Below are 23,797 nucleotides of genomic sequence, written 5' to 3'. Positions count from 1 at the left end.
CTTTCAGTCTGCTCAGTGGTCAGAAAGTCAACGGGCATATCGGCCTCCCTGCCTGACGGGCATTTAGTAACATTTTTGCAACCGTACGAAATGTTATAAATTATCAGACATAGTAAAACGGCTTCGTTTGAGTGTCCATTAAATCGTCATTTTGGCATAATAGACACATCGTGTCTGATATTCGATTTAAGGTACATTTTATGCGAATTTTTGGTTATGCGCGGGTCTCAACCAGCCAGCAGTCCCTCGATATTCAGATCAGAGCGCTCAAAGATGCAGGGGTAAAAGCTAACCGCATCTTTACCGACAAGGCATCCGGCAGTTCAACAGATCGGGAAGGGCTGGATTTGCTGAGGATGAAGGTGGAGGAAGGTGATGTCATTCTGGTGAAGAAGCTCGACCGTCTTGGCCGCGACACCGCCGACATGATCCAACTGATAAAAGAGTTTGATGCTCAGGGTGTCGCGGTTCGGTTTATTGACGACGGGATCAGTACCGACGGTGATATGGGGCAAATGGTGGTCACCATCCTGTCGGCTGTGGCACAAGCTGAACGCCGGAGGATCCTAGAGCGCACGAATGAGGGCCGACAGGAAGCAAAGCTGAAAGGAATCAAATTTGGCCGCAGGCGTACCGTGGACAGGAACGTCGTGCTGACGCTTCATCAGAAGGGCACTGGTGCAACGGAAATTGCTCATCAGCTCAGTATTGCCCGCTCCACGGTTTATAAAATTCTTGAAGACGAAAGGGCCTCGTGATACGCCTATTTTTATAGGTGTCTGGACTCGTGGGATCATGTACCCATGCGTAGCTGGCCGCTCTTCAAGGCCAGACACGTTTTGCGTACACTGTTCCAATCCGACTCTTCACTGGCAACTCGATGACCCAGGCACTGCACAGCCAAGCCCGTACTACCCACCTGATCCGTGAGGAAATCAGGAACTCGACGCTCCCGCAGGCCGAACTGGCCAGGATGTACAACGTCACCCGCCAAACCATCCGAAAGTGGCAAAACCGCGAGTCTCCTGAAGACAAGTCGCATGCGCCGAACAAGATGTACACGACGCTCACGCCCGAGCAGGAGCTCATCGTGGTGGAGCTGCGCAAGACGTTGCTGCTGCCCACGGACGACCTGCTGGCGGTCACGCGCGAGTTCATCAATCCAGCCGTCTCGCGTGCCGGCCTGGGACGTTGCCTGCGCCGCCACGGTGTCTCGGATCTACGTAACCTGGTCGAGCAGGAAGGCACTGCGCCCGCCACGAAAAAGACCTTCAAGGACTACGAGCCGGGCTTTGTGCACATCGACATCAAGTACCTGCCGCAGATGCCCGACGAGACGGCAAGGCGCTATCTCTTCGTTGCCATCGACCGTGCTACGCGCTGGGTCTTCATCGAGCTCTATGCCGACCAGACCGATGGCAGCAGTGGCGACTTCCTCAACAAAGTCCAGCAAGCCTGTCCCGTCAAGATCGTCAAGCTTCTGACCGACAACGGCAGCCAGTTCACCGACCGCTTCACGGCTGGCGGCAAGAAGAAGGAACCCAGCGGCACACACGTGTTCGACCGCCTGTGCAAGCAGCTCGGCATCGAGCACCGGCTCATCCCGCCTCGTCATCCGCAGACCAACGGCATGGTGGAGCGCTTCAACGGTCGTATCAGCGACATCGTCAACCAGACCCGTTTTGGTTCAGCTGCCGAACTGGAATCGACGCTGCGCAATTACGTCAAGATCTACAACCACAGCATTCCGCAACGCGCGCTCCAACACAAAACACCCGTTCAGGCGCTCAAGGAATGGCATGAAAAACGCCCTGAATTGTTCAGGAAACGCGTGTATAACCAGCCGGGTCTTGACATATAGGTTAATGTCATGATAATAATGGTTTCTTAGACGTCAGGTGGCACTTTTCGGGGAAATGTGCGCGGAACCCCTATTTGTTTATTTTTCTAAATACATTCAAATATGTATCCGCTCATGAGACAATAACCCTGATAAATGCTTCAATAATATTGAAAAATGACTTGGTTGAGTACTCACCAGTCACAGAAAAGCATCTTACGGATGGCATGACAGTAAGAGAATTATGCAGTGCTGCCATAACCATGAGTGATAACACTGCGGCCAACTTACTTCTGACAACGATCGGAGGACCGAAGGAGCTAACCGCTTTTTTGCACAACATGGGGGATCATGTAACTCGCCTTGATCGTTGGGAACCGGAGCTGAATGAAGCCATACCAAACGACGAGCGTGACACCACGATGCCTGCAGCAATGGCAACAACGTTGCGCAAACTATTAACTGGCGAACTACTTACTCTAGCTTCCCGGCAACAATTAATAGACTGGATGGAGGCGGATAAAGTTACAGGACCACTTCTGCGCTCGGCCCTTCCGGCTGGCTGGTTTATTGCTGATAAATCTGGAGCCGGTGAGCGTGGGTCTCGCGGTATCATTGCAGCACTGGGGCCAGATGGTAAGCCCTCCCGTATCGTAGTTATCTACACGACGGGGAGTCAGGCAACTATGGATGAACGAAATAGACAGATCGCTGAGATAGGTGCCTCACTGATTAAGCATTGGTAACTGTCAGACCAAGTTTACTCATATATACTTTAGATTGATTTAAAACTTCATTTTTAATTTAAAAGGATCTAGGTGAAGATCCTTTTTGATAATCTCATGACCAAAATCCCTTAACGTGAGTTTTCGTTCCACTGAGCGTCAGACCCCTAATCCCAGCTGTAGCGGCCTGATTACATCCGGCCGCTACACCTAGCTCCACCTTCAAACAAGGAATATCGTTGATGTCACTGTATCGCCGTCTAGTTCTGCTGTCTTGTCTCTCATGGCCGCTGGCTGGCTTTTCTGCCACCGCGCTGACCAACCTCGTCGCGGAACCATTCGCTAAACTCGAACAGGACTTTGGCGGCTCCATCGGTGTGTACGCGATGGATACCGGCTCAGGCGCAACTGTAAGTTACCGCGCTGAGGAGCGCTTCCCACTGTGCAGCTCATTCAAGGGCTTTCTTGCTGCCGCTGTGCTGGCTCGCAGCCAGCAGCAGGCCGGCTTGCTGGACACACCCATCCGTTACGGCAAAAATGCGCTGGTTCCGTGGTCACCCATCTCGGAAAAATATCTGACAACAGGCATGACGGTGGCGGAGCTGTCCGCGGCCGCCGTGCAATACAGTGATAACGCCGCCGCCAATTTGTTGCTGAAGGAGTTGGGCGGCCCGGCCGGGCTGACGGCCTTCATGCGCTCTATCGGCGATACCACGTTCCGTCTGGACCGCTGGGAGCTGGAGCTGAACTCCGCCATCCCAGGCGATGCGCGCGATACCTCATCGCCGCGCGCCGTGACGGAAAGCTTACAAAAACTGACACTGGGCTCTGCACTGGCTGCGCCGCAGCGGCAGCAGTTTGTTGATTGGCTAAAGGGAAACACGACCGGCAACCACCGCATCCGCGCGGCGGTGCCGGCAGACTGGGCAGTCGGAGACAAAACCGGAACCTGCGGAGTGTATGGCACGGCAAATGACTATGCCGTCGTCTGGCCCACTGGGCGCGCACCTATTGTGTTGGCCGTCTACACCCGGGCGCCTAACAAGGATGACAAGCACAGCGAGGCCGTCATCGCCGCTGCGGCTAGACTCGCGCTCGAGGGATTGGGCGTCAACGGGCAGTAAGGCTCTGAAAATCATCTATTGGCCCACCACCGCCGCCCTTGCGGGCGGCATGGATTACCAACCACTGTCACATTTAGGCTAGGAGTCTGCGCGGCAGAGCCGTGTGACCGGTTTTCTGTAGAGCACTGACGATGGCGGCGGCGCTCTCTGCAATTGGCAAGGCGTCGGCGCCAAGGATACCAATCTTGCGGCGCGCGGCGTGTTATGACGACTGGGGTGCATTTGAGCCGCCCCATTTAACCTTCGCCCTCACAGATACGCCATTCGCCTCAGATTTAGCGCCATGCAGACGAGCTTCCACTCGGCTTGCACCTTGTCCAGGCCCCTCATGCTGAACTGACGCAATCCCATCACCGCCTTGATCCAACCATTCGGAGCCTCCACGATCGACTTGCGCCGGCGGTAAGCTGCATCGCCTTGCTCCGTTTTCAATTTCGCCGCAATCGCCGCCGTATGCGGATGGGTCTTGGCATTGACCTTGGCATCTTCACGTCCCTCGCGGCCGAGGGCAACGATGACATCGCCGTGGTGATCGGCGACCTTTGCCAGAACAGCCTCACTACGGAATCCCGCATCCGCCAGCGTCTGGGCCGGCATTTCTCCGGTGTTGGCCTGAACTGCTGCCAGCATGCCCAGCAGCGCCTGACTGTCCGCGGCGCAGTTGGTCAACTCCGCCGCCACGATGATCTGGTGCTCGGCATCGACCGCTGTGTACCCGTTGTAGCTCTGCTCGGAGCCACCACCGGCGTGTTTCATGATCCGGCTGTCCGGATCGGTGAAGCTTTCCTGATCACGGTCATCCGGCACACCAAACTCGCGTTTGTACGAGCCACCGCCCTTGTCCGAGCCATCCGGATGGCGAGGCCGGCGGCCATCGTCTTCGCTGCGCCCCCGGGCCTGGTCCGCTTCACGCTGGCGCGCTTCCAGGCGCGCCTTTGCCGCCTGGATCGCCTCCAGGCGCTTCTCGCGGCGAGAAATCTCGGCAGGAATGTCCAGCTCCGGCTCGTTACGCTCCTGGTCGTCGGTAGCCTTGGCGCGATCAAGCAGCGCCTTGATCTCGCAATGCAATTCGTCCTCGGCCGGCTTCATGCGCTTATAGCTCATCGCCTTGTGGTCGCCATGTTTGGCGGCTTCGTATTCAGGTTCTTTAGAGAGATCCTTTAGATCGCCGTTCCTCACTACTGCCGGGAAGTCTCCCCAGGGAGCACGTTCGGCCTTATGTTCGGTCATGGTTTCAATCCCGGTCAGCGTCCCATATAGCCCCGAAACCTGCCAGGTGGGCCAAGATAGACCAGGCACCATAAGCAATAGGGCTAGGGTTGGTTTTGCTCACCCAACGCCTGAAGGTTCGGGTTCCCTTTCCGCTGCCTCTCTCACCAGGCAAACCAACGAGATCAGCGACATCAACGCCACTGAGAGGCTTACTAAGCCCTTTTCGTTGCCTAATCAGCTCCAACACCTCTTTGATTTCATCGGCGGTTGGAGCCTGCCAATCTTCAGCGAACGGCCTAAGCGTTTCAGGTCTAATCATGCGATAAATCCTCAAATAGCCCCGGTCAATGCCGGGGCTTTTTTATCAATGGGTAACGGTCGCGGCGGCCTCCCGATACGCCTTCAGTTCAATCAAGAGCAAGCCAAGCTCCCGCATCTTCATGCGCGGCATATGAACGGGGCGGCGGGCCGTCAGAGCGTCGCCAATGTGTTTTGCAAGTGATACAATATCCGTATTCATCGCGTTTATCCTCAAATTGACCGGTGAAAGCCCCTGTGATTGGTTGCAGCCATACCAGGGGCACCATTTCTTTTTCTACCTATGCACCTCCTTTAAGAGCCCCGGCCATCACCGGGGCTTTCTGTTGCTAGTCTATTGCGGCCAAGATGGCCTCTTTTTCGTCATGCTCACAAGCCCAATCCCGCAAGCTGTGATACAGCCTTGAAAACCGCTCCTGGTCAGCGCCTTCTGTGTGAAATGACAGATGGCTATAGAGGTAGAGGCAAGCGGTAATCCCGGCAGCATCGGCGCTCATTTGGCCACTAAAGTAGTTCATGGCCTCGATGTTCAGCATTTCATCACGACGCCCAGGAGCCATATAAAAGCCGCCGTTCGACAGCTCCCACATAAGCCAATAAGCCCCGCGATACTCGCGGCAGAGCCCTTTCATTTGCTGGTAAAGCATCGACTCGAAAACCACATAGAAACGGCCTACATAGCGGGGCATTGCAGCCATACGGCGAGGGGTGGCGACCAGGGAGCAGATCAGGGGATTAAGTTCTGTTTGCATCATCGGAGTTCTCCGGTATTGACCGTGGCGGGTGCCCGGCCTTCTGAGATATATAATAGGCCATTTTGACCTATTGTGTCAAGCGGGTACAATAAAAAATAGGCCAAATCGGCCTACTTTTTTTCTCTCCAACTGAGCCACATTTTATTCAGCTCCAGGCTGCGGGCTGGCCAATCTGGCAGATTCACCGCATGGGCGCGGTAGTTGATCCGAGTATTCAGAGTGCAACGGGGAAAGGGGTTGGCCACCTTGCAGTAACGATAAAACAGACCGACGAGGCGAGCACCGTAACGATCACGCTCCCAGGTCAAAACGTTGTGCATATGCTCGCGGCGTTCGCGTATCCATTCTCGATAGAGTTGGTGAAAGGTGCGGTTAGCTGTGTGGATCATCGGAGTTCTCCGGTATTGACCGTGGCGGGTGCCCGGTCTTCTTAATTAAGATTATAGGCCAAAATGGCCTACTATGGCAAGAAAAAGCGCGCTCTACGTTAAAAAAATCACGTAGTCGCGGGGGATTGCCGCCAAGATTTCGCATAGCGTCGCCTGATTTCGTACGTACGAAATGGGCCACCTGGTCGAGCTGCTGCCGATGCCTGGTGAGTTGGCCACCTGGTTGATTTCCTTCTGGCGTCCAGATCTGAACTTGGCCACCTGGTCGAGCTGCTGCCGGTGCCTGGTAAGTTGGCCACCTGGTTGATTTCCTTCTGGCGTCCAGATCTGAACTTGGCCACCCGGTCGAGCTGCTGCCGGTGCCTGGTAAGTTGGCCACCTGGTCGAACTGCTGCCGGATCTAAAGGTGGAATATTAAGCAGGTAGTGATAGACTGAGATCCAGCATGGCTATACGCCTGCTAACCCCTCAAAAGAAAGCAGCCTCTAGGGCTGCCATCCGTTACGAAATCTCACTCACTTTGAAATAGCCATCTAAACGGCTTTACACCTGGCCGCCTGAAGGGCAACCGCTGAGGCTTCGCCATTAGTAATAGGGGAGGGACTTGTCTCACTGTTTTGTTGAGGTGAAGGCTTGCCCAGGCGATACCATTTAGCCCGGCTCATGCCCATAGCTTCCCAGGGCTTTTGCCTGCTCAATGAGTTGGCTTCATAGGCTTCACGCTCAAGCTGGCCAGCGGCGCGGCGACGTTCTTCATCACGCAGTCTATCGCGCTCTCTGCGGCGCTTCTGAGCCTCGTCAGTGCTGATAATCGTCTTCAGTTGCTCTTGTTCTTGCTGTGAGATCTGGAATAGGTTGATCAGCGTGTCGTTTTTGGGCGTGTATAGCGGTGCAAACGACTTTCCGCCGAACTCGACACGTTCCCCAGCCTCATAGGATTTCGCCTTGCTGTAGAGCGTCATAAGCTCTTTGGAGCGGTAAGACCAACGAGTATCCAGCTCGGAGGAAAGAGCGGCGGCCTCATGGTACATCTGGGCGCTGTTTGTTGCCCCGGAGAGAAGGAGAAAGTTAAGACGCCAGAAAAGATGCCTCATTCGCTCGCCTTCGTTGATTCCACCTCTGAGCTGGCCCAACTTGCGTAGGTCTTCCAGGGGGAACCGCAGAATTCGGAAAAAATCGTACGCTAAGCTAAGGAAGGTCTGAAAAAGCCCCCGCTCGAGAAATGCATCCCAGCAACCATGCGGGTTACAGAGCGGTGATTTCGCGAAACATGGGCTTTTTCAGAGCTTCCTTAGCGTTACGATAAAGCTAGCATGGAAACGATAGGTGCAAGCAAGTTAAGGGTTGCATCGCGCATGTCAATCTAGGCTATACCTCAACTGGGCGTCAGTCGGCTCACTGGCATCGCGTCAGACTAGGGCCGCTTTCTGCATTATCTGACGCCTAAACGTCAAACTCTATGGCCTCAACCTGACAGGCCGCATGCTTAGCGTACGATTTTGTCCGTTTTCTCTACCGTCCCCATCCAGGGGCTGATCGGTCGCCAGCGCGACCAGAACCGGCTTGAGGTTATCATTCGTGCAGCGGACTCCTGATACTGTTCGTTCAATAGACGACTGCACAACAGCCTTCAAACCGCGTTGTCTGGTGCAGTCGTCTTCTGAAAATGACAAAAACCGCCCCTTGCGGCAACTGTCCAACAAACCACCGTTTGCTGAACACTTGCCGGGTTACGATGAAACACCAACAAATGCCGCTCACTGCCTGCCCTGCCACGCCTTCACGGCCTCGGCCTGCGCCTGTGCCGCATATCCTTCATCGAGACTGCCGAAGGTGTCCGCCGCTACCTCGTCCATTAGGGTCTGCAAGGCCGTGTCGGCACTATCCGCTTGCGCAACAAGTTGGGCCTGTCGGCGGGCTTCCATCGCTGCCTCGGCGGCTTGCAAGTCCTCTCGGTCTTGCAGTTCCTCCACGATGTTTTCGCGCCAAGTCGCATCACTGCCCGCCTCGTTGCATAGCTCGCTGAGACGCTGCGCGGCATCCTCTGAACGAGCAAAAAGCCGCGCACATCGCAGGATGCGGGCGGCTTCTTCCGGGTTGCCTCTGGCTTGGTCGAACAAGAGCATTTCGCCCACGGCGGCGAGGGCTTCAAGCTCAAGCTGCTTGTCGTCGCCGCTCATTTCGCGTGCGCCTTGTGCGCCTCAACGTAGGAGCGCAAAACAGCATTCATGCGCGACTGATAACGCTTGCCGGTGTGCTTGAAGAACTCCAACACTTCGGCATCAATGCGCAGCGTGATTTGCTTCTTGGTGTGGGGCAATTGCTCCGCTGCCTTCATCCAGACAGCATCAGGCAGATAGGGTGCATCGCTATAGTCGATCTGCTCATCCGGCATCGAGGCCACGGCATCCAGTCGCGCCTTCTGCTCGGCGCTCAACTGTGGCGGCTTCTTGAGGTCAAGAGTTCGCTTCACGATATTGCTTTCTTTCGTCGGCATTTGCTTTCCTCGCAGAGATAAGGCGGATGGTTTCCTCGTGTCGGACGGTGTAGACCACATACAGGACAGCCGAGTAGGCAAGCCCAATCGTTGCCCAACGATCTTCCCCGTAGTCCTCGCGTCCGTCGTAGGCTTCAACCCGCCCGGAGTCGTAAAAAACAAGCTCGGCATCCTCGAAGGAAACGCCGTGCTTTTTCAGGTTTCGTGCCGCTTTATCGGCGTCCCATTCAAGTTCCATTGTGTTCTTATTGTAGCGTCTTTTTGTAGTTACATCAAGTCTTATCGACTCATGCCGGGTGAGTTGTCGCGCTCGATCTTCTGCGCCTTGGCCTGCTCCTGCTGGCGTACAGGCTCGCGCCCTTCCAGCTTCTCCCACTGCTGGCGGTACTTCCCAAGCTCGGCGGCTTGCCGGTCGCCTGCGGCGCTGTAGGCATAGCGGGCGGTGCGCTGCGCGTAGTCGTTCCAGTCGCGCCCCTCGTCCTTCTGCCGGGTGGCCGGGGCGCACTGGCGGATAGCGCCCTCGATGGCGGCTTGATCGTGGCCGGTAACGCGCATCCGCACGGCAATCATGGAATCCACGCGGGACAAGTCCACCTCGCCGCCACGCTGCCGCTTGATCACGTCGCGGTAATGCCGCTGGTAAGCGTCGATCGCGCTGCCGCTGGCCGCTGCAAGCTCCAAGGCGGGCTTGGCTTTGCTGCGTTCTGGCTGCTGCGCCTTCAAGGCGGCCTGACGCTGATACTCGGCGTCGATCTGGCTGGACAGGGCCAGCGCCTTGACGCACTCGCGGCGCTCGGCCTTGAGCAAGCGCACTTCGGGATAGCTGCCGTCCTCGCGCTGGTGCTTGGGCTTGCGATTCTCGTAGCCGGGTGCGCGGTGCGGGTGGATGGCTCCCGATAGCTTCGGGTCGCCGTATTCACGGTTCAGGGCATCGCTCAGCCGGTTGCCCACGTCCTTGTCGTGGGCCGTCCCCAGCTTCGGCACGGTGATGATGGCCTGATAGTTGCCGGGGCTTGATTCCAGCACAACGGCGGGCCGGTAGCCGTCACGGATAAGCCGCTCCAGCTTCTCCCGGTTCATGTCGTCGATGAGGATGTGATGCTTCTTGTCCGATAGTGGCGTGTAGTAGAGGTTTTCGCCCCGGCGCTGTAGGCGCAGCATCTCCGGCGTGCGCTGCTCGATCTCCTGCGGCGTGAAGCCCCGCGTGATGCCGTCCTTCTTGTCGAGGATGAAGGTTTGCTTCCTTCCGTCTGCCTGCATCTTGATGGACGTTACCCGGTAGCGCTCCGCGCCTACCGCTTCCGCGTACAGCTCAAACTGCTTTAGCTGCTCCGATTTCATCGCCTGCGCCCTCTCCTGCTGTATCCGCTGCCGCTCCTGCTGGATGCGCTCCTGAAGCTCAGGATTCGTGATCTTGAAACCGTGCTCTGCTGCTAACTTCGCGCACATGGCCTTGTATTCGTCGTTCCCGGTTACGGTGAAGCTGCCCCACTTCTGCGCCGATAGCTGCAAGGCGGCAAGCGTGCTGTCCCGGTTGCGCCAGTCGTGAATATCGATGCTTTTTCCCTTGTCCACGAAAGACACACCCCCGCCCGCCCCCGCTTCTTCCTTCCGGCTGTAATGCACCTGCTGGCCCACGATTTCAGGCTGATAGGCGCGGATGTCTCGCGGCGTCGGCGGCTCGCCGCTCGCGCCCTCGATGCGCTGCGGCTCGCTGGCGCGGTGCCGCCACTGCTCGGCAAGCTCCGGGCTTTTCTGCATCCGCTGCCACTGCTCCAGGTCGGGATAGGGCCGGAACTGCTGCCGGTGCTGCTCGCGCTGCTTCTGGTGCTTCTCTTTCAAGGCTGCTTTCTCTGCGGCCTGCTCGGCGGCAATCACGCTGCGCATGGCGTTGAGCACTTCGCCCTTACCCTTCCAGTTGCCGCGCATGAGTTCATCGCGGCGGGCTTTCTGCTGCTCGGCAATCTGCTTGCGCTCCTGCTCCTGCCGCTTGTCCAGTGCCAGCTTGGCCGCGTTCTTTTCCGCGTAGTGCGCCTTGCGCCCGGTGATGTAATCCTTCCATCCCGGCACGTCTGGCTTGATCGGCTCTGGCTCGCGCTGTGCTACCTGCTGACGCTGCGGCGGCGGCTGGTAAGCTCCGAGTCGCTTTTGTAACTTGGATAGGCTCGCGTCCCGGTCTGCGCTGCTGGCCTTCACGCCAACATCACCGACAAAGAGCGTCGCCCCGCTGCCTGTTTTCTCGTAGCGCATCCCCTTGGCTGCTAACTCGCGGTGCAACTGCTCCCACGTCTGCGCCTTTTTGATGATCGGTGCGCCGTCCTCAATGGCGATGCGTTCGGCGGATTTCTCCCCGGTGCGGTTTTCCATGTCGCGCTTCGGCTGGGCTGGCTGGCGCGGCTTGTCCTTGTCGATGTGCTCCCGGCCTAACTCACCATTCTCCAACACCTGATAACGCCCGTTCTGCTCACGCTGCCAGCCTTGTGCGTTCTCGATTCGTGCTATCGCCTTGTGCGCTGCCTCAATGTCGAAGCCGTTATTGATCTTCACCACCTTGAGCGTTTCAGGATGCACGCGGTTGATGGCAAGGTGCAGGTGCAAGTTGTCCGTGTCGGCGTGCAAACCATAGATGGCTTGATGGTCTTTAACACCTAGCTCATCCATGAAAATGCTTACCGCTTCTTCGACCTGCTCCGGGCTGGGCTGCTCGCCTTCTCGCCAACTCAGGACATAGTGATTGATCGTGTCCTTGCTTCGCACTGCCTCTTGTGACAAGGCAATCATTTCTGCCGTCTGGCTCTGTGGTTCATCGGTGATGAATCCACGCGCCCCGGCATGGATGCACTTCTCCTGCGAGTTCTCACGCTCCGGCTCGCGGATGTAGTCGGTTAGGCGAGAAACGCGAACCGCCTTGCTTGCTGCCTTCTGCGGGTTCTTAACCTTCTTGACGATCACGGCTCAGTTTCCCGATGTAGGCTTTCAGGGCCACAAGTGCCCCGGCTGTGTCCTTGTTGTAAATGCCTCCGCTTTCGTTGTGGATGTGCTTGAGCAATCCACCGATGCGCCGCAGCTCCTTGAGCATCACAGCGTCAGCGTTGGCAATGATCGGCCTGCCGAAGTAGCGGCGGCGGACAAGCTCGGACATGCTCAACCCGGCAAGGTCGGCATCCTCTTTCAAGCGGGCCTTCTCCGCTGCGGTCAGCCGTACATTGATAACGGCGTCCAGCGGTTCCGGCCCCTGCGTTTCAAATGGCATCGTGTCTCCTTCTCGCCGGGGCGGGGGGCGGGGTGTGTCTTGGACAGTAAGAAGCGAGAGCGCCGCACTGTCCGGGGTCAAGGGGATACCCCTTGCAGGATAAGCCAGACCGTGAGAAGCGAAGCGCCGAATGGGCAGGCGTCCGTTGGAACCACGTGGCGAAGCCATGTGTGTTACAACGGTCATCCTGTATTGCTCATCCGCTCTACTATCGTATCAGCAGTTTAGGTGCACGGGACGCACTTTGCAACAAGCACAAATGGCGCTATGCTGTCAACTCCGCAACAAGTAAGCAAAGGAGTTAGCACGATGAAGCATACGACAGAACAGCTAGAGGCTATCGCTGCAAAGCTGCGAGAGATGCCGCCAGTCGAGAAAAAGAAGCAAGAGCACAGCAAGCAAGATGCCGTGCGCATACTCTCGAAGGAAATCGCCTTGTTGCAAAAGCGTGGATACACGCTTGACCAGATTTCCGAGACGCTGCGCGGTGAAGGTCTGAGCATCGCAACTCCAACACTCAAGAGCTACTTGCAGAGAGCAAAGCCAGCGAAAAAAGCTCCGGTGCACGCACCGGGAGACACACCCCGCCCCCGCCCCGCCGTCAAGAAGCCTGCGGATACATCAAAGGCGACATTCACCCCGAAACCTGACAGCGACGACATTTAAGGAGTAAGCAACATGGCGAAAAGCATTTACCTGATCGGTGGCAGCAAGGGCGGCGTTGGCAAGTCGCTTGTCACGATGGCAACGGTTGATTACCTGCAAGAGCGCGGCGAAAGCGTCTTGCTGATTGAGTCTGACACCTCTAACCCGGACGTATGGAAAGCCTATAAAGAAAGCACGGAAACGGAGCTTATCAATCTGGATGAGGCGGACGGATGGATTCAGCTAGTGAACTTGTGCGATAGCAAGCCGGATAGCGTCGTGGTAATCAACACGGCAGCACGGAATAACAAGGGCGTGAGCGCCTACGGTGAAACACTGAATAGCACGCTTGAAGAACTCAAGCGGAAGCTGGTCACGCTGTGGGTGATTAACCGCCAACGGGATAGCCTCGAACTGCTCAAGGAATACATGGACGCAATTCCGAATGCGGATGTTCATGTGGTACGCAATGGACACTTCGGGGAAGAAAATAAGTTCGAGCTTTACAACGGCTCCAAGCTGCGCACGGCGGTAGAGGAACGCGGCGGGAAATCGGTGACATTCCCGGACATGGCCGACCGTGTGAGCGATGACATTTACAGCAAGCGCATGAGCATTGCGGTAGCACTCAAGGAATTGCCCATTGGCAACCGTGCGGAGCTTACGCGGTGGCGCAACGAGGCCAAAAAGGTATTGGAGGCCGTAGTCCATGAGTGACCTAGACGACAGCTTTGCAAAGCTGCTCGGCAGGCAACCTAGTGACGCGGAGCGGCAAAGTCTTTACCGGGTTCGGGATGCACTCGGCCTGAAAAACAATGATGCGCTGTGGCTGGTGCTCATGGCCTTGCAACACTACCAAGGCCAGTATGAGAAGTTCCCGCAAGCGATAGCACAAGCAGCCAAAGATACCTTGGTCAATTTCAAGGTAACGGCGGATGCAACCGTGAAAGCATCAGCGGAAGCAGCCAAGGCGGATTTGGCGCAAGCGGTAGCAGCAGCAGCGCAAGAGGTCGCGCACAACACATCAGCAAAGCAGATGTGGCAGTGGGCGGCGGGCTGCATCGCCGTGGCCTTCCTGTGCGTCGGCCTGTTCGGCTGGTACATGCACAGCAGCGGCAAGGATTCGGGCTATCAGGCCGGATACGGCGCCGGATACGGCGCGGGATACACCGAAGCCAAGGACGAGAAAGCGGCGGCGGCATGGGCCAACACGCCAGAGGGGCGCTTGGCCTACCGCTTCGCTCAAACGGGAAGCCTCGCCAGCTTGGCGAAGTGCGATAGGCCGGGGTGGTACGTCGAAAAAGGCGTGTGCTACGTCAAGCCCGCATCGGATGGCACCTACGGATGGAGGTTGCCATGAGAATCAAGATCAAAGGAGAAATCACGGCAGAACGCCTAGCGGAAGCACTGCACGCAGCAGCAGAAAAATACGAAGCTGTGAGGCCGGGGCACAAGGTCTATGGGGCCAATCTTTACCTCACGGCATTCGATGCGGATGGTCTGCCTTTCGATCTGGTAGACCATCGCGGCGAACCGCTTTCGATCACCATCGAGGCCAAGTCTGGCGAACTGGTAAAACCAGCACTCACAGCAGAGGGTGAAGCACGCCGACAGAAAGCCAAAGAGGAAGCACGAAGGCAAGCTGAAGAAGCGGAAGCTGAAGCACAGCGCAGACACAGGCAAACCTTAGACGAATACGAACAGGAGCGGCAAAAACGACGGAAAAAGGAAGCCGAAGCAAGAAAGCAATTTGAGGACGCGAACGCAATCACTGCCGAACTCTTGAAAACCATGCCGGAACGCTTCATCGACGAACTGAACAAAACCGTGCAAGGCGTTTGGGACGACCTCAAGCCAACCGAAACGCAAGGCAAGAAGAAGGGCCAGCCGAAAGCACTACCAGTCTTTTCCGTCCATGCGGACGGCCTGTTGCTCTCCGTCGAGACATGGAAGAACCCACGCCGGGTGCTCAATCCGCTTTGCACACTTCAGCACGGAAAAATAGCCCCATTCTGGATGCACGAAGCGTGGTTAGAAGCCATGTGTGGGATGCGAATAAAGATTCATCCGTACAAATAAAGTCTCATTCTTTGAAATAGAGTTTCATCCTAAAACAGAGGGCAAAGCCTCCTGCGGGACGGTGGCCACTTTCGGCCCTGCCGGTCGCCGTCCGTTCGTGCGGCGCTGCAAGTATCGCAGCACACCCAGCGTCATGCGGGCGTCGGCAAGGGCGCGGTGTGCGCCGTCTTCTGCCACGCCGCAGTCGGTCGCAGCCTCGATCAGCTTCAACCATCGCCAGCGGTCGCGGCTCCGGTCGTACTCTCCATGCCACTCGGCATACATCAGCATCGCGCAAGCGGTCGTCAACACTGGCGCGGTGATTCCGTGTATCTGATAGGTCTGCCGCAGCAAGCGCGCATCAAAAGCGACGTTGTAGGCAACGACGGTTCGGCCAGCAACGGCGGCGGCGTACTGCTCGGCCACCTCGGGCCAGCTCGGCGCACTGGCCACCATGGCGTCGGTGATTTTGTGAATCGCTGTCGCCTCGACCGGGATTGGCCGGGTCGGGCGTACCAGCGTGTCGAGGATCGGTGCGCCGGTCACGTCGAGTATGGTTATCTCGCAAATCTCGGCGTCATCACCGAGGCCGGTGGTTTCGGTGTCGAGCACAATGCAGCCTGCGGCGATCAGGTCTTTTGCCTGCGCTGCGACGTGCTGGCGACGGACTTGGGCACGCCCAGGCATCCAGCGCCACGGCACGCACTCGGCTGGGTTGTACACATCATAAGCCCCCTGACCTTGCCAGACACTGCCAGCGGGCTTGGTGTTTAGTCCCGGCATGAGGCGGAGGCGTTCCTTGAGGTGCTTACGGCATAGAAGCCCCTTGGCCTCTGCTTCGGTCGGGGTGAGGTGTTTTCGGGTTTTGGGCATACGCCCCCCTTGTTGGTGTCTCAGTCCCGGCGGTAGTGGGCGACGATTCAGACGCTCGAAAGTATGAGACTTTATTTTCACGATTCAGGCCGCGCCCAATGCCACGCGATCCTTTCAGAATGACACTTTACCCGCCTGCCAAGCCTGAGTCTTTCAAAACAGTCCTGAAAATTGGCGTAGCTTAGGATGGGACTTTATTTGCATCCCACAGCTTCGCTGTCTGCGGCCTCTCTCGCCCACCATGCAGGCCGGGCGGCTGCGGATGACAGCGCCCCCACGGCCCACAATGCAAGCTCCTGATCGCCCAGGCTGGCCGCCTGCACGAATACCGCGCCAAGCTGCCGCAGTTCGTCGTGCAGGGCTTGAAACTCGGCGGCGGTTGGCATCACTCCCCCCCTTTCCCTTTCGGTGCCTTGGTGGCCTTCTCGGCGGCCTCGGCCTTGTCCTGCTGCCGTTGCAGCGCCTCCAGTTGCCCGGCCAGCCGTGCGGCCTGCTCGCGGGCCTCTGCTGCCACCTTGCGGGCGTCGTCGCGTTCTGCTTGCACCTGCCGGGCTTCCTGCGCGGCAGCGGCTCGGGCTTCTTCGTTGGCCTGTGCCGCCTTGGCGGCCTGCTGCTCGATCTGCTCGACGCGGGCCTCTGCGCGGCTCACACGGTCGGCGCACGCCTCCAGCTTGGCGGCCAGCACGGCGGCCTGTTGTTCGGCGGCGGTGCGGCCCTGCTGCGCTTCGGCCAGTGCGGCGCGTAGGCGCTCTATCTCTGCGGCCTGCTCACTCACGCGCTCGGCCTGTGCCTCGATCTTGAGCCGTGCCGTTGCCACCTCCACGCGGGCGGCCTCTGCCGCCTGCTGCTCGCGCTCGATGCGCTGCTGTGTCTCGGCCAAGTCGGCGGCCTGCTGGGCGGCTTTGCCTGCCAGCGTGTCGCGCTCACTGGTCAGCACGGCCACCTGCTCGGCCAGCTCGTCGCGCTCGGCCTCCAGCGCCTCGCCTGCGGCCCCAAGTTCGGCGGCCTCGGCCTGCGCTTGCTGGAGTTCTTGCTCTTTCTCGGCCCGCGCCTTCGCTGCGGCCTTCTCGATCTCGCCAGCAATGGCGGCAGTCAGCGCCTGCGGCAACTCCGGGGCCGCAACGGCAGCCACCGGGCGGGCCTCACGCCATTGCACAAGATGCTTGTGGATCGTGTTTGGCGACCCGGTGCCGCCCAAACGCTCACGGATCGCATTGATGGTGGGCTGTTGCCCGTCGCCCACGAGGGCGTCAGCGGCGGTAAAAACTTGATCCCGAGTGATGCCTTGACGTGCCATGATCCTTTCTCCTTTCGTATCGTATTACTGTATTTCGTATTGATACGATATTATACGACTATACAGTACGATACACAAGCGGTTTTCGTAACGTACCGCTGCCCGGTCGGCTGCTCGTTTTGGGTGAAACACCGTGTCCGGGAGGCGCTGACGCCTCGCCTTCGGCTCGTTGTCGGCCAGCCGTCGAACGAAAAGCGGAGCTTTCCGCCCGCCGCCCGGCTCCACTTGGGCAAAGCGGCCAGAAACGGGCCTACAGCGCGTTTTCCGGTCTTGGGGTGGCCTGGGTTATGCCAGACCCCTAAAACGGCCCTACGGGCCGCTGTGGCGCTTCCTGATCGCTTTTCGAGTGGAAAGGGGGGTCAAGGGTCTCCGGGGCGGCCCGGAGAGGGCCGCAGGCCCGGCCCTTGACGCCCTTGGAACGACCCAAGCCTATCGGCAGACGGGAGGAAGAAGCCGAAGGCGCACATCCTCCCGGCTAGCCCCCACGGGCAATGCAGTGCTCCCCTTCCCAGCGGGAAGGGGCGGGGGGGATGGGAGAGTGTCGGCCAGTCTCGGGGCTTGTTCGGAGTGCTGGCCGTTGGCCTGCCTTTCTGAAAAACCGCTTTTGCGGCCTTTGGGTGCCAACTGCTGTTTGTCCAGGCTGAGGCGGTGGGGCTGCGTGCGCGGCTTGTCCGCGCTTGGTGAACGGCTGGCCGCTTGCGGCCACATTTTCAGCCGGAGGGGGAGCCGCCCGAAGGGTGGGGGAACCCCGCAGGGGTGCCCCGGCCTTTAGGCCGCTTTCAGCGTCGATTTTGCGTGGTGGCTTGAGTTATCCACCGATAGGCGCAGCCAATTATCGGTAAATATTTATAGGTTAAAACATTAAAGGCATAACCGTACCGGTTTAGGGGGGGGGCGATTCAGCGTGATGGGGGGGGGCGATTCAGCGTGGTTTTCGGCACAAGGGGGGGGGGCGATTCAGCGTGATGGGGGGGGCGATTCAGCGTGGATAACTTGCTTCATCCACAGGGTTTATCCCCACCCCGGCCCCTCAGCCCTTGTATGCGATGGGGGGGGGCGACCCCAGCAGCAGCACGCCGCCCGTGACGGGCTTGACCTTGGCCTGCGGATAGACGGCTAACACCTTCTTGATCGCGGGCACAAACTCCTTTTTGAAGTCCTTGTCGGGGTCTTTCCCCTTGTACTCCTGCGCGAACTGTTCGCGGATGGCCTTCCAGTGAAGGGTGACGCCTCGCCCCTCAATGCGATGTAGCCGGTGGGCAAGCCATGTGTACACGTCCAAAGCCAGCGCGGAATCAGACAAGGCCATGAGGGCGCGGTTATCGAGCGGGACGGCGTTCTCTACCAGTGAGTTGAAGTAACCATCAGACAACACCAACAGGCCCGGCCAAAGCGCCTGCTGGCCCGTTTCCCTGTTCGCCAGCCAAGCGTCGAACTGCTCCACCGGCTGCCCGTTGAACGTGCGACCCTTGAAGCCTAGTTGCAGGCGGCAGGCTGCAAGGGCGTGCATCTGCTTCCGCAGAGTGGTGAACGATCCGCGCACCCCGCCAGTGGTGGGCTTACCCAACAGTCGCAGAAACTCGCTTGCGCTGCTGCCGATGGCAATTTCGCGGTCTTTGGTTCGCACGGCCTGCGTGGAGATCCACGCCAGCGCCAAGCGTGGCAAAGGGCCATAGGGGACGGGCTGCTGCACAGGCCCCTTGCCCTCATCCAGCCACCCCGCCTGCACGTTGATCCAAGCTGCGCCGGATTGGCGCATGAACTCGCGGCCATCGAATTTGGAGCGCGGCAGGCCGACTTGGCACAGCACCGAATGGGTAAAGGCCATGTCCTCACCATCGGGCGGCGTGCTCATGATCTCCGCCGATGCCTCAATCAGCTTGAGGTCGGATTGTGTCAGGATGCCCGGCTGTTTGCGCTTGGGTGTCGCCTTGGGCTTTTCGGTAGTGACGGCAACAGACACACCGGCGGCAAGCTGGGCCATGACGCGCTGCCGCTCGGCCTGCGCCTTCTCGCGCTTCGCGGTGGCTTCGTCGATCTGCGCCCGGACTCCCGCAACCTGTGGGCTATCGACACCGTGCTCTATGGCTACGCTGGCAAGCGACCGGCGCAACTCAATGAGAGCTTCATCAAGCTGGGCGATGAGAACATCGAACGCTGATACCCAAATCTCTTGATCGTTGGCGGCCATAGCCCCCTCCCCTCTTTATCGTTCCTCGCCCTCGATGCGTAGCCCGCTCTGGAGCATCTGCATCACTGCCAGATTGATGACAGCCGCCCGGCTCTGCCCAATCTGGCCAGCCAGTTCATCGACACGATCCAGCAGCGGCTCGGCAATGGTCAGCGTGATTTGCACCTTGCGACCCTTGCGCACCCGGCGCGGAGCTTCCGGGGTGGCTGCGGCAGCATCCGGCGCACCGGAAATGAAGGCATCCGCCGCCGCTGCGGTAGCGTCTTGCGCGGGCTTCGTCGGTTTCTTTGTAATCGCCATTGAATCTATCTCCACACTTAAAGCATATTGATTTGATATTAAAACAATGCGCTGATAAGTGCATCAAGTTCCGCGCTTGCTTTGCCGTCTTGCGGCTTGATTTCAAGCACACACTGCCCCGCCCCTGCGGCGTTGGAAAACGCCTTGCGGCGGCGTAGCGGGGTCGGCAGGTACTCGAACTGGGGCACCTCGGCCACGGCGGCGGCGGCCTCGGCGTTGTCGGTGGAGTGCTCGCCCGGATCGGCGCAGTTGAGGACAGCAAAGCAGCGCAAACCGTCGCGCACACTGCGGGCCTCATCGACCAGCGCCGCAATGTCGTTGAGCGCCCACACGTCATAGCTGCGCGGCTGGAACGGCACCAGCAGCACGTCAGACAGCACGAGGGCTGCGCGTAGCGCGGTCGAGTCGCGCCCGCCTGCGTCGATCACCACGTCATCGAACTTGGCCGCTTGCTGCTGCACCTGTGCCCGCAGGGTCGGGCCGTCCGGGTAGGTCGCGCAGGCAATGCCCGGCGTGTGCCCGGCCTCGGCACGAATGCTGATTGCTGTCTGCGCGGTGCCCTGACGATCACCGTCGATCAGCCACACATCACGCCCGGCCAATGCGCGGGCGATTGCCAGATTCACGGCAATGGTGGTTTTCCCCACGCCGCCCTTTGTGTTTCCAACGGTGATAATCATCGCCTTGTCACCTCAACTTAATATTAAAAACAGTTGCTATTGTAGTGAAAAAAGGATGCTTGTCAATGCTTGCCGCAGGCATAAAAAACCCCGCACGCAGCGGGGTTCGGTGGCAGGGCAGGGGAGGGCTTAGGCGATCTGGTGGATCTCGTCGGCCACCTGTCGGCACATGGCCCGCATGTCGAGCGTGCCCGCTGCGATGGCCTCAAGGGTCGCATCATCCAGCGCCTGCACGATGCTGGTAGCCCGGCGCTCAAGCTCCTGCCGGGCGATGCGCTGCCAGTCTTGCACGTCCATCAGGGACGCCAGCGCGGCCTCGTTGGCGCGTCCGTAGCCGCGCAGCACCTCTTTTGCTGTCTCGGTGGTGGTTGTGGTCATGATCGGGCCTCCTGTGCTCATTCGGTGGGGTAGGGGCCAAGGAACCGCACCCCGTTGAAGTGGATCAGGTGAGAGGGCGCATCGGCCACCCACACCTCCGTCTCCCATGCGATTTCCCCAAGGTAGCGGCCCATGATCGAACGATTGGGGAAGGCGGTCACATAGACCAAGCCAGCCTTGGAACCGGCAAACAGCTTGGCGAGTTCGGCGTGGCGCTTGCCATCGACCGGGCCGTGACTGGTGACGGACTCGACCAGCAGCAGCCAATTTTTCTCAACGAAGTGCAAGACCACATCGGGCATCTTGCCGTGTGAATCCACATCGACACCCAGCCCGGCCAGCAGGGCGGCGTCGAAGTAGCCCCACTTGTCGCCCGTGTCGCCGGCATAGACCAGCACGCTACCCGGCGCAAAGCGCGGGGCGAAGTCCTCGATGATGGCCCGGATCAGTTCGCTGTGCTCGCCGGGGCTGAGGGTGATTTGCTGGCCCGGTGCAATCTCAACCGGGATACGGTTCTGCTCGCGCTCCTTGGCGTAGCGGGCAACCAGCGTTTCACGCTCGGCCAGATAGGCGGCGAGGCTGTCATGCCATGCCGGAGTGCCGAAGGTGCGCAACAGGGCCAGCGCGGCGGGTTCGATCTGATAAACCGCCTTCGGGCTATTCACCGGGCGGTCGGGCTTGTCCGGGTTGTAGAGGGCCACGCCAGCGTCGCAGAACTGGTGCATGGACTGGCGGCGGAATGTCTCGCGGGTGTTGGGCGCGTACTCCTTGCCGTAGTGCTCCCGTGCCCAATCCATGATTGGCGTGATGCCCACAAGCGGGTTTTCTGCGTCGGCCCATGCCTTGCCCGGCGTGAGGTTCAGGAGGGCCAGCAGGCACAGGGCGGAACGCTCGTTCTGCTGCGCTCGGGGCAGGCCCAAGGAAACGATGATTTGCTGCGCGGCCTCGATGTAGTCGTTTTGGTTGTTCATGCGGTCAGGGTTCCTAGCTTGGCGTCGATCTGTTCTTGCGTGAGCGTTCCTTGCTGCATGGCCCACTTGCCAAGCTCGGTCAGGGTGTCACGGCTCGGGTACTTCATCAGCTTGAGGTCGGTTGCATTGACCTGTGTATGGCCGTTGAAGCGCCGGAAATGCTCATCTACTGCGGTCGTGTTGAGGAACACGGCCAGCCCACGGGCCAGCGCCTCGGGCAAGCCGTGTTTGTCCTCGTGAAACAGGTTCATGTGGTTCTCGAAGCCCAGCACGGAATGATCGCCAAAGGCGGCAGGATCAACCACGCTTGCCACCACGCGGCGCTTTTCTTCCTTCGATGAGAAGCGGCGCACCACGCAATAAAACCCGTTCGGGTAAAGCCACTTTTCCGTCTCGTCGTTGCGCATGATCGCGTTGGGCTTCTTCAAGCCCGCCACGGGCCAGACGGTGCCGGTCATGCTCAGGTGGCCGGGGTAGATCAGGGGCACGGTGCCCGGCTCTGGCATGTCGCGCAGGTGCGCTTTCAGCCGGAAATCGACTACCGGACCGGTCGATACCTTCACGCCAATGTCGGCCAGCGAGTAGCGCACGGCGGGAGATAGCTCGATGGCGCTTTTCTCGGTCGTGGTCGGCACATGAATGAACCGCTCCGGGTCATCCGGGAACACGATCCGGTCGAACGGGTGTTCGTGGGTGGTCAGGTCGGAAAAGCTGTCATCGGTCGAAGTCGTGACCGTGACCGTCCCCTGCTGGCTGCCACGCTCCAAGCGGATGATGATGTTTTCCTGCAGCACCTCGTCATCCCTGAAAGCCTTGTTGCGCGACTCGAACAGGTGCATGTGGCGGATCGCCGCCCGCTCAAAGATGAAGTCACGGAACGGGCGGTAATACGGCCCGTTGCAGAAGCTGCGCGGGATGATGGCCACGATCTGCCCGCCCGGCGCTGCCTCGCCCACGGCCAGCGCGACAAAGGCGGAATACAGGTTCACCGTCTCGATGCCGACAGTGCGCAGGGCCAGCCGGTGGTCTGATTGGCTGTTGATCTTCTTGTAAGGCGGATTGAGGATCGCATGGGTATAGCCTCGATCCTGCAGACCTTCGGCGGTCGCCAGCTCGATGTAATCGCCCGCGATGATGCGGGGCGTCACGCGGCTGTATCCGGCCAAGTGCTGGGCAAGGTGGCCGCGCAGCTTCTCGTCGATCTCGTAGGCCGTCGCCTCGACAGACTCAAAGCCAAAGCCGCCCGTCACCCAGCGGTCGAGAAAGGCGCAGGACAACGCGCCCACGCCCGCGCCTGCGTCCAGTAGGCGGCAGGTCTGCAGGGTGCTCGGTGGGAACAGGGACGCCATGAAGCGGGCCACGCTCGAAGGCGTCATGAACTGGCCGAACTCGGCTTTGTGTTTCTGCGCGGTACGGGGTGCCACCTCGCGGCGCACGCTGTCTGCGGTGTCTAGTTGTTGGAGCATCCCAAGTCCTCATTGACGCGGCGTGATGACGCCGACGTGCTTGTAAAGGGTGGTTCGGGACACGCCATAACGGCGGGCTACCTCGGCCACCTTAATATCTGGATCGCGCAACAGGGCTTTGATCTCTCGCACCTGCTGGTCGTCTAACTTCGGCTTGCGGCCACCGGCCCGGCCACGGGCGCGGGCTGCTGCCAGCCCGGCCTGCGTCCGCTCACGGATCAAGCCGCGCTCGAACTCGGCCAGCGCCGCGAAAACATGGAATTGCAGCTTGCCCGATGCGCTGCCCGTCTCGATCTTCTCGGTCAGGCTCTCGAAATGCACGCCGCGCTGTTCAAGCTCGGCCACGATCTGCACCAAGTCATGCAGGCTGCGCCCGAGTCGATCAAGCCGCCACACCACGAGGGTATCCCCGGCCCGTAACGCCTTGCGGCACTGCTCAAGCTCCGGGCGTGCCGCGCTCTTGCCGCTGGCCGCTTCCTCATAGATCACGCTGCACCCGGCCTGCTGGAGCGCGTCGCGCTGCAGGTCTAGGTGCTGGTCGTCCGTCGAAACGCGGGCGTATCCAATGCGTTGATTCATTGACAGTGCCTGAACATAGAAAAATTGACGGTTATCTTAACGGTTTTGGGTATGCCCGGCCATGAAAAAGCGAAACCCTGCAGACCTGTCCAGAAAACCACCGTTTTCTGAACAGTCGGCAGGGCTACGATGAAACACAAACAAATGCCCGCAGACGGGCGACAGGATCAGGGGTCTGACGCTCAGTGGAACGAAAACTCACGTTAAGCAACGTTTTCTGCCTCTGACGCCTCTTTTAATGGTCTC

Annotated in this window: 27 protein-coding genes and 1 pseudogene; 8 read left to right on the top strand and 20 right to left on the bottom strand. The window is 59.1% G+C overall.

Features of this window, described 5'->3' with window-relative positions; genetic code table 11:
* Positions 1-200: 200 nt before the first annotated feature.
* The 4 genes from PG887_RS17600 to PG887_RS17585 all read left to right on the top strand — a co-directional run bounded on the left by PG887_RS17600 (position 201) and on the right by PG887_RS17585 (position 3,689).
* On the top strand, positions 201-758 hold the full coding sequence (locus PG887_RS17600; RefSeq protein WP_001217881.1) for a recombinase family protein: 558 nt from the start codon (positions 201-203) through the stop codon (positions 756-758).
* Positions 759-880: 122 nt separating this feature from the next.
* Positions 881-1,861, top strand: a complete 981-nt coding sequence (locus PG887_RS17595; protein WP_013213985.1) for an IS481-like element ISKpn27 family transposase — start codon at positions 881-883, stop codon at positions 1,859-1,861.
* Positions 1,862-1,935: 74 nt separating this feature from the next.
* Positions 1,936-2,586, top strand: a complete 651-nt coding sequence (bla, locus tag PG887_RS17590; RefSeq protein ID WP_045286946.1) for a class A beta-lactamase — start codon at positions 1,936-1,938, stop codon at positions 2,584-2,586.
* Positions 2,587-2,807: 221 nt separating this feature from the next.
* Positions 2,808-3,689, top strand: coding sequence for a carbapenem-hydrolyzing class A beta-lactamase KPC-2 (locus tag PG887_RS17585; protein ID WP_004199234.1), 882 nt, complete (start codon positions 2,808-2,810; stop codon positions 3,687-3,689).
* 249 nt (positions 3,690-3,938) lie between these two features.
* On the opposite strand, the pseudogene PG887_RS17580 reads toward PG887_RS17585, so the two are convergent.
* From PG887_RS17580 to PG887_RS17530, 10 genes and pseudogenes are all read right to left on the bottom strand, one after another.
* A pseudogene (locus PG887_RS17580) lies at positions 3,939-4,802 on the bottom strand (IS1182-like element ISKpn6 family transposase); the annotation flags it as partial.
* Positions 4,803-5,265: 463 nt separating this feature from the next.
* The gene (locus tag PG887_RS17570) at positions 5,266-5,421 is read right to left on the bottom strand and encodes a hypothetical protein (RefSeq protein WP_013213988.1); all 156 of its coding nucleotides are present in this window, start codon (positions 5,419-5,421) and stop codon (positions 5,266-5,268) included.
* Between the two features lie 127 nt (positions 5,422-5,548).
* Positions 5,549-5,974, bottom strand: coding sequence for an antirestriction protein (locus tag PG887_RS17565; protein ID WP_013213989.1), 426 nt, complete (start codon positions 5,972-5,974; stop codon positions 5,549-5,551).
* A gap of 110 nt (positions 5,975-6,084) precedes the next feature.
* Positions 6,085-6,363, bottom strand: coding sequence for a hypothetical protein (locus PG887_RS17560; protein ID WP_013213990.1), 279 nt, complete (start codon positions 6,361-6,363; stop codon positions 6,085-6,087).
* A 533-nt stretch (positions 6,364-6,896) separates the two neighbouring features.
* Positions 6,897-7,457: a replication protein gene (locus PG887_RS17555; RefSeq protein WP_014343471.1), complete on the bottom strand. Its 561-nt coding sequence runs from the start codon at positions 7,455-7,457 to the stop codon at positions 6,897-6,899.
* Between the two features lie 663 nt (positions 7,458-8,120).
* Positions 8,121-8,543, bottom strand: a complete 423-nt coding sequence (locus PG887_RS17550; protein ID WP_015060223.1) for an antitoxin MazE-like protein — start codon at positions 8,541-8,543, stop codon at positions 8,121-8,123.
* Positions 8,540-8,860 (bottom strand): BrnA antitoxin family protein, encoded by a 321-nt coding sequence (locus tag PG887_RS17545; RefSeq protein WP_045286807.1) that lies wholly within the window; start codon positions 8,858-8,860, stop codon positions 8,540-8,542. The genes PG887_RS17550 and PG887_RS17545 overlap by 4 nt, the downstream gene beginning before the upstream one ends.
* Positions 8,820-9,098, bottom strand: a complete 279-nt coding sequence (locus PG887_RS17540; RefSeq protein WP_015060221.1) for a BrnT family toxin — start codon at positions 9,096-9,098, stop codon at positions 8,820-8,822. Before PG887_RS17540 ends, PG887_RS17545 begins: the two co-directional genes overlap by 41 nt.
* Before the next feature lie 41 nt (positions 9,099-9,139).
* Positions 9,140-11,812 carry a TraI/MobA(P) family conjugative relaxase gene (traI, locus tag PG887_RS17535; RefSeq protein ID WP_033996285.1) on the bottom strand — a complete coding sequence of 891 codons (2,673 nt, stop codon included), beginning with the start codon at positions 11,810-11,812 and terminating at the stop codon, positions 9,140-9,142.
* A complete protein-coding gene (locus PG887_RS17530) occupies positions 11,793-12,113 on the bottom strand; it encodes a plasmid mobilization protein (RefSeq protein ID WP_021029055.1) in 321 nt (106 codons plus the stop codon). The genes traI and PG887_RS17530 overlap by 20 nt, the downstream gene beginning before the upstream one ends.
* 309 nt (positions 12,114-12,422) lie before the next feature.
* Between PG887_RS17530 and PG887_RS17525 the strand changes: the two genes are divergently transcribed.
* Genes PG887_RS17525 through PG887_RS17510 form a run of 4 tightly spaced genes read left to right on the top strand, consistent with a single transcriptional unit; the run spans position 12,423 to position 14,837 of the window.
* Entirely contained in the window at positions 12,423-12,779 is a 357-nt protein-coding gene (locus PG887_RS17525) for a hypothetical protein (protein WP_058656681.1), read from the top strand.
* Positions 12,780-12,791: 12 nt separating this feature from the next.
* Entirely contained in the window at positions 12,792-13,475 is a 684-nt protein-coding gene (locus PG887_RS17520; protein WP_015060218.1) for a nucleotide-binding protein, read from the top strand.
* Positions 13,468-14,118, top strand: coding sequence for a DUF6753 family protein (locus tag PG887_RS17515; protein WP_015060217.1), 651 nt, complete (start codon positions 13,468-13,470; stop codon positions 14,116-14,118). Before PG887_RS17520 ends, PG887_RS17515 begins: the two co-directional genes overlap by 8 nt.
* Entirely contained in the window at positions 14,115-14,837 is a 723-nt protein-coding gene (locus PG887_RS17510; RefSeq protein WP_015060216.1) for a hypothetical protein, read from the top strand. The genes PG887_RS17515 and PG887_RS17510 overlap by 4 nt, the downstream gene beginning before the upstream one ends.
* 24 nt (positions 14,838-14,861) lie before the next feature.
* Here PG887_RS17510 and PG887_RS17505 read toward each other — a convergent pair whose 3' ends face one another.
* From PG887_RS17505 to PG887_RS17460, 10 genes are all read right to left on the bottom strand, one after another.
* On the bottom strand, positions 14,862-15,689 hold the full coding sequence (locus tag PG887_RS17505; RefSeq protein WP_011270172.1) for a 3'-5' exonuclease: 828 nt from the start codon (positions 15,687-15,689) through the stop codon (positions 14,862-14,864).
* Between the two features lie 194 nt (positions 15,690-15,883).
* Positions 15,884-16,075: a hypothetical protein gene (locus PG887_RS17500; protein WP_210967817.1), complete on the bottom strand. Its 192-nt coding sequence runs from the start codon at positions 16,073-16,075 to the stop codon at positions 15,884-15,886.
* Positions 16,075-16,986 (bottom strand): DNA-binding protein, encoded by a 912-nt coding sequence (locus PG887_RS17495; RefSeq protein ID WP_226453196.1) that lies wholly within the window; start codon positions 16,984-16,986, stop codon positions 16,075-16,077. The genes PG887_RS17500 and PG887_RS17495 overlap by 1 nt, the downstream gene beginning before the upstream one ends.
* Before the next feature lie 1,030 nt (positions 16,987-18,016).
* Positions 18,017-19,177 (bottom strand): replication protein RepA, encoded by a 1,161-nt coding sequence (locus PG887_RS17490; protein ID WP_224994968.1) that lies wholly within the window; start codon positions 19,175-19,177, stop codon positions 18,017-18,019.
* A gap of 15 nt (positions 19,178-19,192) precedes the next feature.
* The gene (locus PG887_RS17485; RefSeq protein WP_033147140.1) at positions 19,193-19,477 is read right to left on the bottom strand and encodes a hypothetical protein; all 285 of its coding nucleotides are present in this window, start codon (positions 19,475-19,477) and stop codon (positions 19,193-19,195) included.
* 38 nt (positions 19,478-19,515) lie between these two features.
* Complete coding sequence (locus PG887_RS17480) at positions 19,516-20,157, bottom strand: AAA family ATPase (protein ID WP_033147139.1); 642 nt, start codon at positions 20,155-20,157, stop codon at positions 19,516-19,518.
* Between the two features lie 129 nt (positions 20,158-20,286).
* Positions 20,287-20,535, bottom strand: coding sequence for a hypothetical protein (locus PG887_RS17475; protein ID WP_033147138.1), 249 nt, complete (start codon positions 20,533-20,535; stop codon positions 20,287-20,289).
* A 17-nt stretch (positions 20,536-20,552) separates the two neighbouring features.
* Positions 20,553-21,506: a BsuBI/PstI family type II restriction endonuclease gene (locus PG887_RS17470; RefSeq protein WP_023277455.1), complete on the bottom strand. Its 954-nt coding sequence runs from the start codon at positions 21,504-21,506 to the stop codon at positions 20,553-20,555.
* Positions 21,503-22,972, bottom strand: a complete 1,470-nt coding sequence (locus PG887_RS17465; RefSeq protein ID WP_062939555.1) for an Eco57I restriction-modification methylase domain-containing protein — start codon at positions 22,970-22,972, stop codon at positions 21,503-21,505. The genes PG887_RS17470 and PG887_RS17465 overlap by 4 nt, the downstream gene beginning before the upstream one ends.
* Positions 22,973-22,981: 9 nt before the next feature.
* Positions 22,982-23,551 (bottom strand): recombinase family protein, encoded by a 570-nt coding sequence (locus tag PG887_RS17460; protein WP_043496681.1) that lies wholly within the window; start codon positions 23,549-23,551, stop codon positions 22,982-22,984.
* Positions 23,552-23,797: the final 246 nt, after the last annotated feature.

Source organism: Aeromonas sp. QDB14, from assembly GCF_027707845.1.
Lineage (GTDB): Bacteria > Pseudomonadota > Gammaproteobacteria > Enterobacterales > Aeromonadaceae > Aeromonas > Aeromonas caviae.
The sequence above is the reverse complement of the archived record's forward strand: the minus strand, read 5'-3'. Positions and strand labels throughout refer to the sequence as shown.